The sequence below is a fragment of the Arthrobacter sp. V1I7 genome, from assembly GCF_030817015.1.
GTDB lineage: Bacteria > Actinomycetota > Actinomycetes > Actinomycetales > Micrococcaceae > Arthrobacter.
Genome location: NZ_JAUSYS010000001.1, coordinates 531,959 through 544,904 on the forward strand (window position 1 = coordinate 531,959; position 12,946 = coordinate 544,904).

A 12,946-nucleotide genomic window follows, 5' to 3' on the forward strand; every position below is an offset into this window, starting at 1 on the left:
CCCTGTGTTCCTCCGATATCTGGGGAGACCCGACCCTAAGGCGGAGTATGGCAGGCCATTCCCGCTGCTCCCGCTGCCCAGTTCGGCGATGAGCATCCACCATCGAGCCGGCAGGGCTGTCGGCTCGAACCGTTCTTGAGAATCGCCCTAGACAGGCTGGCTGCCGGCCTGGGGAAGGTCCGGATTCATGGGCTTGAGGTCCGGGTCTTCCGCTGTCCAAACCTGGATGATCGCCCATGCCACTGCGGCGATGGGTACGGACAGCACGACCCCGATGATTCCGGCGAGGATGGTTCCGGCCGTCAGTGCCAACAGGATGACCAAGGCATGGACTTGGAGGGAATTGCCCATGACGATCGGCTGCAGCAGGTCCCCCTCCAGCTGGTTCACGGCGATGACGACGGCCGCGACGATGAGGGCAACCACGGGGCCGTTGGCGACGAGCGCCACGAGCGCGGCCAGGATTCCTGCCACCGTGGCTCCACGAGCGGTACGAACGCTCCGATGAATACGATGATGGCCAGCGGAATGGCCAGGGGAACCTGCAGGATCAACAGCGCGATGCCGATAGCCACAGCGTCGACCAGCGCAACGATTGCAGTTCCACGGACGTAGCCGCCGAGTACTTCCATGGTGCGGTGTCCCACGCGACGGAGCCTGGCCGCCCTTAGTCCGCCGTAGGGGCGAAGCAGGAAGTTCCAGATCTTGGCACCGTCCTTGAGGAAAAAGAACAGTATGACGACCACGAGGCTGGCCCCGGCGAGGAACTCGGTCACCAGCGAAAGGCCGGAGGCGGCTCCGGAGAGAAGCTGGCTGCTCGTGGCGAAATCGACGATACCTGCGCGCGCCTGCGCAAGCTGTTCAGGGTCGACCGGGATGGGACCGGTCAAAAGGAAGCTTTCGAGCTCGTCCAGCCCGGACGCTGCCCGGGTGAACAGCTCGTCCCACTGGTTACGCACCGAAAGGATGATCACGCTGATCACGGATGCCAGCAGCAGCAGAGGGTCACATACGCGACGCCAGTAGCCGCGCCACCCGGCACTCCGCGTCGCCGCAGCATATTCACGAAGGGGCCAATCGCGGCAGCCAGGATGAGGGCGATCACAAGCGAAATCACCAAAAGGCGGATCTGCAGCAGTCCGTAGACCGCCACGACGACAAGTGCCAGGACCAGCAGCACCTGTGCGGAGCGCATGCCTGCCCGGCCCAGACTGTCGCTCCAGACATCGCGGGCACTGCGGGTCGAAGGGGCTGTTTCCGAGATGACTTCTCCTTCCAAGCGGCACTCCTGGTTGCCCCGGGGGACTCCGGGCTGTGAACGTCCATGCCACGTCCGGTGACTTCTTCCAGCTTGGCCTCGGGACAGCCGCCAGCCGTTCCGGCCACGGTCTACGCGGCCAGCGCCAGCGGATCCTCGTCGAGGGTCAGGACTCGTAGCCTTCCACCTGATTGACGGGCCGCACTGCCGCCTCGTCCGGGTTCTCGCCGTACTGGCGCTTGGCCCGCCGTTGCCGGAGGAGGTCCCAGCACTGGTCCAGGTCCTCTTCCAGACGCTTCAGCCGCTCGTGGTCGGGTCCGTGCTCGTAGTCGGGCGAGGAGGACGGCGCCTTCTCGCGCAGTGCCTGCTCCTCTTCCACCAGCGCCGAGATCCGGTTGAGGATGTCCCGTTCGTCCATGACGGCCTTCTTTCTTCGGTAGCGTCCTTCCGCCAGCGTAGTGAGGTGGAGGTGCGGTGGCCAGAGCTCCCCAACGCATCATCAGCTTGCTTCTTAGTTTGGGGCTTCCTAGAGTTGGAGATGTAAGCCATTCCAGTCTCCGCAGGGCGTTTTGAGCGGCGACGCGCCCTCTGGACCCTCGCCCGGCATCAGGAGGACATATGTCAGAGCACAACATTGCAGGCAAGAAGGTCGCATTTCTGCTGACGGACGGCGTGGAGCAGGTGGAGCTCACCAGCCCTTGGGATGCCGTAAAGGAAGCCGGCGGCGAACCCACTCTGGTGGCGCCCAAAAGCGGCAAGCTGCAGGGCTACCACGGCACTGAAAAAGGCGGGACCTTCGACGTCGACCTCACGGCGGCCGAGGCCAATGCCGCAGACTTCCACGCCCTGGTGATTCCCGGCGGCGTCGTCAACGCCGACCACCTTCGTGTGGACAAGGACGCCCAGGCGTTCACGCGTGCCTTCTTCGAACAGCACAAGCCGGTGGCCTCGATCTGCCACGGACCATGGTTGCTGATCGACGCCGGCGTCATCAGCGGCCGGAACGTCACTTCCTACCACACGCTCCAGACCGACCTGAAGAACGCCGGGGCCAACTGGAGAAACGAGGAAGTGGTAGTGGACCAGGGCCTGGTGACCAGCCGGAACCCCGACGACCTTGCCGCCTTTAACGACAAAATGCTGGAAGAGATCGAAGAGGGCGAGCACGCCGGGCAGACGGTTTAAGCCGCCGTCGGCGGAGGGCCAGCGCAGGAGTACCCCTACCCAGTCTCTCCGATCTGGGGCAGGATATGCCCTGTAACTGCACCCGTCCCGCCGTCGCCAACCGGCCTCGCGGCGGGCGCCCCCGACGCCGCAAGGAGTTCCGGACATGATCACGCTCAATCCCTACCTTGGTTTCCGCGACAACGCGAAAGAAGCCATGACCTACTACCAGACGGTGTTCGGCGGTGAATTGAGCATGAGCACGTTCGGCGAGTTCCACGCCAGCGAGGACGTGGCCGAGCAGGACAAGATCATGCACGCCATGCTGACTGCCGAGAAGGGCATGGTGCTGATGGGCGCCGACACCCCGAACGGGATGGACTATACGCCGGGCAACAACATCTCGGTGTCCCTCAGCGGTTCCGACGAGGCCGAGCTCCGCGGCTACTTCGACAAACTGGCCGACGGCGGCACAGTGGCGATGCCTCTGGAGAAGGCGCCCTGGGGTGACACCTTCGGGATGTGCAAGGACAAGTTCGGAATTGACTGGCTCGTCAATATCGCCCCGTCCACCACATAGCGCAGGCGTCACGTAGCGCAGGCGTCACGGCCGTGGGCTCAGTCCGGACTTGAATCCGTGGTGAGGCCACGGTCGTCGCCGGTCTGTTCGTCCTGCTCCTCCGCCGGACCTGCCGCCTTATTGGCATCCCCCGACCCGACGGCGGCCTGCTGCCCGGTAGCGCCGGTCCCCTCGTGGGCGGCCGCCTGACCTTCCTCGCGGGGCACCGGATTCCCACCGGCCGGCGATCCCTGCTCGACCCCGTCGTTGACGATGTTCTCTGGTTCCTTGGATCCGGTGCTCATCGATTCCTCCCGTTGCGGCATGCGGCTGCGTTGCAGTAGTTCCCGTGGGCTCTCCTCCCAAAGTTACAGGCACCGGCAGTCCCCGTACAGGACGGGGAGGCCGGGCACTATGACCTCGATGAGGAGCTCGGTGAGCGGGATAGGCGGGACGACTGGGGAGCGGTTCTGTCAGTATGCTTATTTGGAGGCCATTTAGCGGTTCTGAACAGAAATGAGTCCCCATGATCAGGCCCGTCCGCTCCGAGATCGAGGCCGCGGGTCATCTCGGCCATGTGTATGCCTCCCGCCGGCCGCTTGCCCAGGCCGCCGGCGGCGATCCGGACGCCGCGCAGTCCGGGCCCGCCGTCGTGCTCGTCCATGGAATCGGGGTCTCGCACCGCTACCTGCGGCGCCTGCACCGGGCGCTCGCCGCGTCGGTGGACACCTACTCGATCGACCTGCCCGGATTCGGGGCCACGCCCCGGCCGGATCACACCCTCCCGGTCGCGGACCACGCCTCGTACATCCTCGGGGCTATGGAGCAACTTGGCGTGCTCGATTTCGTCATCGTGGGGCACTCAATGGGAGTCCAGTTCGCCATCGACGCTGCCCTGCAGCAGCCGGGGCGGATTCCGTACCTGGTCCTGATGGGTCCGGTCGTCGACTCCAATCGCCCCACCGTGGCGCAGCAGGCTCTGGCGCTGGGCCGGGACAGCCTGTTCTTCGAAAGCCCCTCCTCCAACGCCGTGGTGTTCTCGGACTACCTACGGTGCGGACCGGGCTGGTACCTCAAGAACCTGCGCGTCATGATGGACTACCCCACGGAGCAGCGAATCGCCGAAGTTGCGGCTCCCGTCCTCGTGGTCCGCGGCGCGCACGATCCCGTGGCCTCCGCGGACTGGTGCCGGCGGCTGGCCGGGCGGGCCGCCATGGGACGGCTGGTTGAAATACAAGGAACCGGGCACGTCGCGCAGCACAACCGCTCGGCCGAGGTGGCCGAAGCCATCCTGTCCTTTGCCGGACTTCCCAAAGCAGCAAGCAAGGCATCCCGGGAATTCAAGGCATGAGAGCGACCTTGCAGGCTGCCCGCTGGTGGGCGGAGGACTATCTCTACGCCGCCGTCCGGCAGCTGAACAGCGCGTTTTCGCGTGCCCGCCCGCATGAGTTCCTCAGCGGCACCGGCCGACCCGTCGTCGTGATCCCCGGGATCTATGAGGACTGGCGCTTCCTGCTGCCGCTGGTCAGGCGGCTGCACGAGGCGGGGCACCCGGTGCACGTGGTGACGGTGCTGCAGCGGAACCGGCTCGCCGTGCCCAAAGCCGCCGAGCTGATTTCCGGGTATATCCGCAAACAGAACCTCGAAGACGTGATGATTGTTGCGCACAGCAAGGGCGGCCTGATCGGCAAGTACGTGATGATGTCCCAGGACCCGCAGGCGCGAATCAGGGGGATGGTGGCCATATGCACCCCGTTCTCCGGTTCCCGGTACGCAGCTTTCATGCTCCTGCCGAGCCTGCGCGCCTTCTCGCCGCGGAACGCGGTCGCCCTGCAGCTCTCCCGCGAGGAGCGCGTCAACGAACGCATCAGCTCCGTCTATGGGCTCTTCGACCCGCACATCCCCGAAGGCAGCGTGCTGCCCGGTGCCCGGAACATCCAGCTGCAGACCGGCGGCCATTTCCGGATCCTGAGCCACGAGGACACGATCCGCACGATCCTGGCGGAGACCGGCGGCTAGCCCTCGAAGCGGTGCGGGCCGAACCCCGTGCGGGGAACCAGGCCCCACATCGCAATTGGGGCACAAAGGCCCTCACCTGCTGCGGCGTCCTGACCGATAGTGGGAGGGAGAGGCCATCTGCTCCCTCCGCGCGGCTTTCCGGTGCCCTGCCGGGAGGCGGCCTAGGGCGGACGAGGTCTCACAGGGAAGCCTTGGCGATGAGCATTTTTGAGGACAGGGTCGACGCCGGTCGGCAGCTGGGGCGGCAGCTCAGGGAACTGCGCGGACAGGACATTGTGGTCCTGGGGTTGCCCCGTGGCGGGGTTCCCGTCGCCTTCGAGGTGGCGGCGGCACTGGACGCGCCCCTGGACGTGATCGTGGTCAGGAAACTGGGCCTCCCGTACCAGCCTGAACTCGCGATGGGCGCCATCGGGGAGGGCGGCACCCGAGTGCTGGAAGAGCGTGTGCTCGCGCAATCCCAGGTGTCCGAAAGTGAGATGCAGGCTGTCGAAGCGCACGAACGGGCCGTACTGGAGACCCGGGTAAGCCAGTTCCGGAAAGGGCGGACCCGGCGGGACCTCACGGGCCGCATCGCGATAATCGTGGATGACGGGATCGCCACTGGATCAACCGCCCGGGTCGCCTGCCGGATCGCCCGGAAGCTCGGCGCCGCGCGGGTGGTTCTCGCCGTGCCAGTGGCCCCGGCCGACACCCTTGGTGCCCTGACCGAGCCGGACGAAGTCGTCTGCCTGGCGACGCCGCGGCACTTCTCCGCCGTGGGCTACCACTACCGTGACTTCTCGCCGACCGAAGACGACGAGGTGGTCCAGCTGCTCGACGCCGCCGCCAGACGGCTGCAGGACTCAGCCCCGGGGGCCAACGGGCCGGATGACGACGGACTCCAGCCGGCGGAGTTTGACGGAGAAGTCGAGATACCGTCCCGCGGCGTCCGACTCCAGGGGCAGCTGCACCTCCCTGTTGCAACGCAGGGGGTCGTTCTGTTCGCGCATGGCAGCGGCAGCGGCAGGCACAGTCCACGGAACCGGTTCGTGGCGGGTGTGCTCCAGCAGGCGGGTCTGGGCACCCTGCTGTTGGACCTGCTGACCCCGGGGGAGGAACACAACCGCGCCAACGTCTTCGACATTGAGCTGCTGGCCCGTCGGCTGTCCGCCGCAACGGAGTGGTTGGCCACCCGGGAAGACACCGCTTCCTGCAATGCCGGCTATCTCGGTGCGAGCACCGGCGCGGGGGCTGCGCTGTGGGCGGCCTCCGAACCTGTAGCCAGGGTCGCGGCGGTCGTGTCCCGCGGCGGGCGCCCCGATCTGGCCGGGCCGCGGCTTTCAGCCGTGAGGTCGCCGAGCCTCCTGATTGTGGGAAGCCTCGACTACGAGGTGCTGGAGCTGAACCGGAAGGCGAAGTCCATGATGCGCTGCCCCAACCAGCTGGCCGTGGTGCAGGGCGCAACCCATCTCTTTGAAGAACCCGGCACGCTGGCGGCCGCCGCCATCCTCGCCCGGGACTGGTTCATTAAATATCTCCTGCCCGCCGCCGAAACCCCAACCCAGGTGTAAGGGCCCCTGATGAGAATTGCTGTTACCGGAGGAAGCGGAAAGCTGGGCCGGAGCGTTGTCCGCCGGCTACGGGAAGACGGCCATGCGGTTACCAACCTGGACCGTACCGGCATGCGGGGCTCCGGCTTCGCCGAGGTGGACCTGCGCAATTACGGCCAGGTCGTGGATGTGTTCCTGGGGCTCGAGGACCGTTCCACCGGCTTCGACGCCGTCGTGCATCTGGCCGCGATTCCTGCTCCGGGGCTTGCGCCGGACGCCGCCACCTTCGAGAACAACATGCAGGCCACCTACAACGTGTTCCAGGCCGCGCGCCGGGCCGGGATCAAGAGGATTGTCTACGCCTCCAGCGAGACGGTCCTGGGACTGCCGTTCGACGTCGACCCCCCGTATCTTCCGGTCGACGAGGAATATCCGGCCCGGCCGGAAAGCACGTACTCGCTGGTCAAGCACCTCGAAGAGCAAATGGCCATCCAGCTCACCCGCTGGGACCAGGACCTGAGCATCACAGGTCTGCGCTTCTCCAACGTCATGGACCCGGAAGACTACGAGGAATTTCCCTCCTTCGACTCCGACGCGAAACTGCGCAAGTGGAACCTCTGGGGCTACATTGACGGCCGCGACGGCGCCCAGGCGGTGGCCCTCGCCCTGGAGCACGCCGGCCCCGGCTTCGAGGTGTTCATCATCGCTAATGAGGACACCGTGATGGGCCGGTCAAGCGCAAGCCTCGCCGCGGAAGTTTTCCCGAACGTGAAAGTGGTCAAGGACCTGGGCGAGCACGAGACCATGCTCTCGATCGACAAGGCGAAGCGGGTGCTGGGCTTTGCCCCGGAGCACAGCTGGCGGAGCTACCACCCGCTCCGCACCACCCCGACGGAAGACTGACCCCGGCCCCCTCGAGCCAGACCCGAGGAGTTCCCTGCGTTACCGCAGCCGGAAGTTCGACGGCGGCCGCTGACCGTCAAGGGCCTGCCGCGCCGGCGTGTCACGCCGTGGCGACCCCAACTGCGGCCCCAACGGCAGCGCTGCCAGGAGCCGCTCCCGGGGCTGCGGCCGGCGCTGTTGTCGGCGCTGTCGTCGGCTCTGTTGTCGGCTCTGATGGATGGTGGCTGGACCAGATGTCACCCATTTCCTCGGTGGACTGCTCCACGATCCGGCTCATGGCGGCGTGCGCGGCGTTTGCCTCGCTGCGCTGGATGGCACTGGCCACGTCCACGTGCAGCTGCAGGGCCTCGTGGTCCGGCAGTTGCGGCATCAGGCCGTGCTCGGTGCGCCCGGTCAGCACCTCGGCGACGAGGTTGTGCAGTTGGGAAAACATCGGGTTGCCGGAGGCCTGGAGCACCGCGGCGTGGAACTCGATGTCCAGCCGGAGGAATTCATCCCGGTCGCCGCGCTGGCCGGCCGCCCAGAGCCGCGCGGCCTGGGACACCAGATCGCTGCCGGCATCCCACGAGGCGCGCTCGGCGGCGAGACGGGCAGCTTGCGGCTCAATCGCCCCGCGGAGTTCGTTGAGCGCCCGCAGCTGCTCCAGCCGCCGGGAGGAGGCGAGGCGCCAGCGGATGACCTGCGGGTCGTAGAGGTTCCAGCACTCTTCCGGCTGCACCACCGTCCCCAGCCGGCGTCGTGATTCCAGCATGCCCTTGGAGGACAGCACCCGGGTGGCCTCCCGGACCACGGAACGGGACACGTTGTGCTGCGCCTCGAGCTCGTCCAGGCGCAGGATCGAGTGCGGCGCCAGGCCGCCCTCCGCGATCGCGAGCCCCAGGTTCTCGACCAGCACGGAATGCAGGTCTGCTGGTATCGCCGCCTTTGGCATTTTCATAAATAGATCATACGGGTGAGCGCAAGGGTCTTGTATAAGTCTGCTTTATTTCTCTATGATCGTTTACAGAGCAGATGTAAAGATGCATGTGCGGATGGCCGGGCGCAGACCGCCGGCCCTGAAAACCAAGGGAGTCGTAATGAAGCGGCGTTCAATTGTGAAGTACGCGGCCGTCGCCGCGGCCTTGTCACTGGGCCTCACCGCCTGCGGTGGCGGCAGTGGCAGCGACGATGCCAAGGCGGCGGGCACCGTGCGGGTGACGCTGGCCAACCACGTCTGGACCGAGGGCATCAAGGCAGCCATCCCGGAATTCGAGAAGTCCAGCGGCCTTAAGGTCGAACTGACCCAGCTCGGCGAAGACCAGCTCTCTGATCAGTACAACGTCAAGCTCAACGCCGGCAGCGACGAAATCGACGTGATGATGTACCGCCCGCTGCAGGAGGGCAAGGCGTTCGCGAAGAACGGCTACCTCGCGGACCTGACGTCCAAGGTGTCCTCGGACGCCAACTGGGACTGGAAGGACTACCAGGAGGGCCCGGTCAAGGCCACCACCGCTGACGGCAAGGTCGTGGGCGTCCCGATCATCACCGAACGCGAAGTGCTCTACTACCGCAAGGACCTGCTGCAGGCCGCCGGCCTCGAGGTTCCCAAGACCATGGAAGAGCTCGAAGCTGCCGCCAAGGCCATCAAGGCTTCCTCGCCGGACACCGCAGGCTTCGTGGCCCGCACCGGCAAGTCAGCCGCCGTCACCCAGTTCTCCAGCTTCCTGTACAGCTTCGGCGGCGACTTCACCGACTCCAGCGGCAAGTCCGCCGTCAACTCCGACGCCGCCAAGACGGCCTACGCGTTCTACGGCGGCCTGATCCGGAACTACGGCCCGGCCAACGTCAGCACCGACATGAGCTGGCCCGAGGCGATGGCAATCTTCACCCAGGGCAAGGCCGCCTTCTACACCGAAGCCGACTCGCTCTACAAGAACGCCACCGACCCGGCCAAGTCCAAGGTCGCTGACACGGTCGGTTTCGCGGCCATGCCCGCCGGCCCGGCAGGCTCCAAGCCGTACAACATCCCGTCGTGGGGCCTGGCCGTGAACCAGGCTTCGGGCAACCAGGATAATGCCTGGAAGTTCATCCAGTGGGCCACGAGCAAGGAACGCACCCTGGCCGCGCAGAAGGCCGGTGTCCCCGGGCCGCGCGCCTCCGTCTGGTCCGATCCCGAGGGAACCTCCACGTACCCGAAGGACCTCGCCGAGGCCATCGCCGCCAGCGCCAAGAACGGCGTCGGTCACGACCGCCCCGAGGTTGTCACCGTGGGCAAGGCCCGCGAAATCGTGGGCGGCCCGATCGTTGCCACCATCACCGGCGCGGACGCGTCCGCCGCCGCTGACACGGCCCACGAGGACTTCCAGAAGTTCCTGGACACCGAAAAGAAATAACGCCCCGGGCGCGCTACGCGCCGGAGCGCACAACAGCCCGGCGGGACGGCAGTCCTGCTGCCGTCCCGCCGCGGCCCGCTCTTCACTTCACCCCCGACTCCTTAGGTGAACCATGTCTGTACTGAACCCTCCCCGCAGCGCGCCTGCCCGCAGCGCCGGCCGCCCTCCCGGTGCGCGTGAAAACTTCTCCGCCTGGGCCAACCGGCACCGCAAGTGGCTCTTCGCCGCCCCCGCGATGATTTTCGTCGGCGTCCTGATCGTCTTCCCGCTGGCCTGGACTCTCTACCTGAGCCTCACCGACTCGCAGGGGTCTGTCCGTGCCGCCTCCGAATTCATCGGCCTGCAGAACTACCTCACGGTCCTGTCCGACGTGGACCGCTTCTGGCCCGCCGTTGGCCGCACGCTGACCTTCACCGGCGTCGCCCTGGTCTGCGAAGTCGTGCTCGGCATGTGCATCGCGCTGCTCCTGTGGCGCCCCTTCCGCGGCGAAAAGTGGGTCCGCGTGGCCATCCTGCTGCCGCTGGTCGCCACTCCGGTGGCCGTCGGCATGATGTGGCGGCTGATCTTCGATCCCAACATCGGCTTCGCCAACCAGCTGCTCGGCATGATCGGCATCCCGCCCCAGCCCTGGCTCTCCGGCCAGGACACGGCGCTGGGCACCACGATCTTCATGGACGTGTGGCAGTGGACTCCGATGGTCGTGCTGATCCTGCTCGCCGGCCTGACCTCCCTCTCCGAGGAACCCGATGAGGCGGCCCGGATGGACGGTGCCAACTCCTTCCAGCGCTTTTTCTACATCACCCTGCCGCTCATGATGCCGACAGTGATCGTCGCCATCCTGCTCCGGGGCATCGACGCGCTGAAGACCTTTGACATCCTGTACGCCACCAAGGGCAAGGGCGGCGGTTCCTTCCACGAGGTGGAGACCCTCAACGTCTACGCCTACGGCCTGAGCTTCGACTACAACCAGTACGGGCTGTCCTCCGCGGTGCTGATCCTGTTCTTCATGATCATCATCGGCTCCATGTGGCTGCTGACCATGCGCAAGAAAGCGGTAAGCAAATGACCGTACTGAACGAAAACATCGAATCCCAGACCGGCTCCGCCGCCGGGACCCCACGGGTCCGGCGTCGCCGGAAGCCCCTGGCCACCCGCGCCTACAAGGTCTTCCGCGTCGTGGCCCTGATCGCCGTGGTGCTGTTCCTGATCGCTCCGCTGTTCTGGATGCTGCTGGCCTCCTTCAAGACCAACGTGGACATCTACGACACCGGCAAGGCGCTGCTCTTCAGCCCCACCGCCGAGAACTACGCCAATGTGCTGCAGCGCAACAACTACTTCATCTTCATCTTCAACAGCTTCTGGGTAGCCTTCGTCTCCACGGTCCTGTCCCTGGTCCTGGGCGTCCCGGCGGCCTACGCGATGAGCCGCTTCACGATGCACCGCTCGGCCCTCGTGGTCCTGATGGCCCGCGTCATCCCCGGCGTCTCGCTGCTGGTGCCCTGGTACTACGTGTTCTCCAACCTGAGAATGGTGGGCGGCTTCGAGGTGCTGATCCTCAGCCACATGTTCGTCTCGCTGCCGCTGATTGTCTACATCATGATGAGCTACTTCGATTCGATGCCGCTGGAGCTGGAGGAATCGGCCCAGGTCGACGGGCTCACCCCGATCGGCGCCTTCCGCCGCATCACGCTGCCGCTCTCCGTCGCCGGCATCGCCACCGCCGCCATCCTGTCCTTCATCTTCTCGTGGAACAACTTCATGTTCGCCCTGGTGCTCTCCGGCTCCAAGACGAAGACCCTGCCGGTCGCGATCTTCGACTTCGTCTCCTACGCCAGCATCGACTGGGGCGGACTGATGGCGGCCGCCACCGTGGTCACCATCCCGATCATGATCATTGCGCTCTTCACGCAGAAGTACATCGTCTCCGGCATGACCGCCGGGGCGACCAAGGGCTAGGCCATAGATGACACTCATCAGCAGGATTGAAACCTTCCTCGTAGCGCCGCGCTGGCTGTTCGTCCGGGTCGAGACCGACAGCGGGATCGTCGGCTGGGGCGAGGCGACGTGCGAGGGCCGCAGCGAAACGGTGCGCACCGCCGTCGAACAGCTCTCCGAGCTGCTGATCGGCAACGATGCGCTCCGGATCGAGGACCACTGGCAGGTGATGACCAAGGGCTCCTTCTACCGTGGCGGCCCCATCCTGGCCAGCGCCGTCTCTGGTCTGGACCAGGCCCTCTGGGACATCGCGGGCAAGCACTTTAACACCCCCGTGCACCAGCTCCTGGGCGGCCACGTCCGGGACCGGATCCGGATGTACGGCTGGGTCGGCGGCGACGAACCGAACGAAGTCGCCGACCAGATCAGCGCCCAGCTGGAAGTCGGCCTCACCGCCGTCAAGATGAATGCCAGCGGCCGGATGAGCCCCATCGCCTCCGTGGCCGAGCTCGACGGCGTCGTGCGACGGGTCGCCGCCGCCCGCGAAGTCCTCGGCGAGCACCGGGACGTCGCGGTCGACTTCCACGGCCGCTTCAGCCTCGCCAACGCCCGCCGCGTGGCGCCGCTGCTGGAACCGTACCGCCCCTTCTTCCTCGAAGAGCCCGTGGTTCCGGAAAACACCCACCTGCTGCGCGAGTTCACCTCGTCGACGACGACGCCGGTCTCCACCGGTGAGCGGCTGTACAGCCGGCAGGAATTCCTGCCCGCGCTGCAGGCCGGTATCGCCGTTGCACAGCCGGATCTCTCCCACGCCGGCGGCATCACCGAGGTCCGCAAAATCGCCTCGCTGGCCGAAATCTACGAGGTGCAGCTCGCCCCGCACTGCCCGCTGGGCCCGCTGGCTCTGGCCGCGTGCCTGCAGGTAGGCTTCGCGACGCCCAACTTCCTGATCCAGGAACAGAGCATCGGAATCCACTACAACAAGGGCGCCGAGGTCCTGGACTATGTGGTGGACAAGTCCCCGCTGAAGTTCGTGGACGGGCACATCGAACGGCTCACCGGCCCGGGCCTGGGCATCGAGATCGACGAGGCCGTGGTCCGTGCCGCGGACAAACGCGGGCATGCCTGGCGCGGCCCGGTCTGGCGCCAGCCCGACGGCGCCTTCGCGGAATGGTGACGGCCGGGATCACGGGCACGGCGATGGACA

Annotated in this window: 13 protein-coding genes and 1 pseudogene; 10 read left to right on the top strand and 4 right to left on the bottom strand. The window is 66.3% G+C overall.

Annotation, left to right across the window (positions count from 1 at the left end):
* Nucleotides 1–147 precede the first annotated feature (147 nt).
* Both QFZ69_RS02515 and QFZ69_RS02520 read right to left on the bottom strand, forming a co-directional pair.
* Nucleotides 148–1,264 (bottom strand): annotated as a pseudogene (locus tag QFZ69_RS02515) (AI-2E family transporter).
* 160 nt (nt 1,265–1,424) lie between these two features.
* Nucleotides 1,425–1,676 carry a DUF2630 family protein gene (locus tag QFZ69_RS02520; protein ID WP_306915437.1) on the bottom strand — a complete coding sequence of 84 codons (252 nt, stop codon included), beginning with the start codon at nt 1,674–1,676 and terminating at the stop codon, nt 1,425–1,427.
* Between the two features lie 200 nt (nt 1,677–1,876).
* On the opposite strand from QFZ69_RS02520, the gene QFZ69_RS02525 reads away from it, so the two are divergent.
* The gene (locus tag QFZ69_RS02525; protein WP_306915439.1) at nt 1,877–2,443 is read left to right on the top strand and encodes a type 1 glutamine amidotransferase domain-containing protein; all 567 of its coding nucleotides are present in this window, start codon (nt 1,877–1,879) and stop codon (nt 2,441–2,443) included.
* A 145-nt stretch (nt 2,444–2,588) separates the two neighbouring features.
* A complete protein-coding gene (locus QFZ69_RS02530; RefSeq protein ID WP_306915440.1) occupies nt 2,589–3,002 on the top strand; it encodes a VOC family protein in 414 nt (137 codons plus the stop codon).
* 38 nt (nt 3,003–3,040) lie between these two features.
* On the opposite strand, the gene QFZ69_RS02535 is transcribed toward QFZ69_RS02530, so the two are convergent.
* On the bottom strand, nt 3,041–3,286 hold the full coding sequence (locus QFZ69_RS02535) for a hypothetical protein (RefSeq protein WP_306915443.1): 246 nt from the start codon (nt 3,284–3,286) through the stop codon (nt 3,041–3,043).
* A 221-nt stretch (nt 3,287–3,507) separates the two neighbouring features.
* On the opposite strand from QFZ69_RS02535, the gene QFZ69_RS02540 reads away from it, so the two are divergent.
* The 4 genes from QFZ69_RS02540 (at nt 3,508) to QFZ69_RS02555 (ending at nt 7,432) form a co-directional block, all read left to right on the top strand.
* The gene (locus QFZ69_RS02540; RefSeq protein WP_306915445.1) at nt 3,508–4,332 is read left to right on the top strand and encodes an alpha/beta fold hydrolase; all 825 of its coding nucleotides are present in this window, start codon (nt 3,508–3,510) and stop codon (nt 4,330–4,332) included.
* Nucleotides 4,329–5,000 (top strand): triacylglycerol lipase, encoded by a 672-nt coding sequence (locus QFZ69_RS02545; RefSeq protein ID WP_306915446.1) that lies wholly within the window; start codon nt 4,329–4,331, stop codon nt 4,998–5,000. The genes QFZ69_RS02540 and QFZ69_RS02545 overlap by 4 nt, the downstream gene beginning before the upstream one ends.
* A 197-nt stretch (nt 5,001–5,197) precedes the next feature.
* Nucleotides 5,198–6,550, top strand: coding sequence for a phosphoribosyltransferase (locus QFZ69_RS02550; protein WP_306915448.1), 1,353 nt, complete (start codon nt 5,198–5,200; stop codon nt 6,548–6,550).
* 9 nt (nt 6,551–6,559) lie between these two features.
* Nucleotides 6,560–7,432, top strand: a complete 873-nt coding sequence (locus QFZ69_RS02555; RefSeq protein ID WP_306915450.1) for an NAD(P)-dependent oxidoreductase — start codon at nt 6,560–6,562, stop codon at nt 7,430–7,432.
* Between the two features lie 100 nt (nt 7,433–7,532).
* Here the strand turns inward: QFZ69_RS02555 and QFZ69_RS02560 are convergent, their stop codons facing one another.
* Complete coding sequence (locus QFZ69_RS02560) at nt 7,533–8,369, bottom strand: FadR/GntR family transcriptional regulator (protein ID WP_306915452.1); 837 nt, start codon at nt 8,367–8,369, stop codon at nt 7,533–7,535.
* A 139-nt stretch (nt 8,370–8,508) separates the two neighbouring features.
* Between QFZ69_RS02560 and QFZ69_RS02565 the strand changes: the two genes are divergently transcribed.
* The 4 genes from QFZ69_RS02565 (at nt 8,509) to dgoD (ending at nt 12,916) form a co-directional block, all read left to right on the top strand.
* Nucleotides 8,509–9,804: an ABC transporter substrate-binding protein gene (locus QFZ69_RS02565; protein WP_306915453.1), complete on the top strand. Its 1,296-nt coding sequence runs from the start codon at nt 8,509–8,511 to the stop codon at nt 9,802–9,804.
* Nucleotides 9,805–9,916: 112 nt separating this feature from the next.
* The gene (locus tag QFZ69_RS02570; RefSeq protein ID WP_306915455.1) at nt 9,917–10,870 is read left to right on the top strand and encodes a carbohydrate ABC transporter permease; all 954 of its coding nucleotides are present in this window, start codon (nt 9,917–9,919) and stop codon (nt 10,868–10,870) included.
* Nucleotides 10,867–11,760, top strand: coding sequence for a carbohydrate ABC transporter permease (locus tag QFZ69_RS02575; RefSeq protein WP_306915456.1), 894 nt, complete (start codon nt 10,867–10,869; stop codon nt 11,758–11,760). Before QFZ69_RS02570 ends, QFZ69_RS02575 begins: the two co-directional genes overlap by 4 nt.
* Before the next feature lie 7 nt (nt 11,761–11,767).
* Nucleotides 11,768–12,916 carry a galactonate dehydratase gene (dgoD, locus tag QFZ69_RS02580; RefSeq protein WP_306915457.1) on the top strand — a complete coding sequence of 383 codons (1,149 nt, stop codon included), beginning with the start codon at nt 11,768–11,770 and terminating at the stop codon, nt 12,914–12,916.
* Nucleotides 12,917–12,946 lie beyond the last annotated feature (30 nt).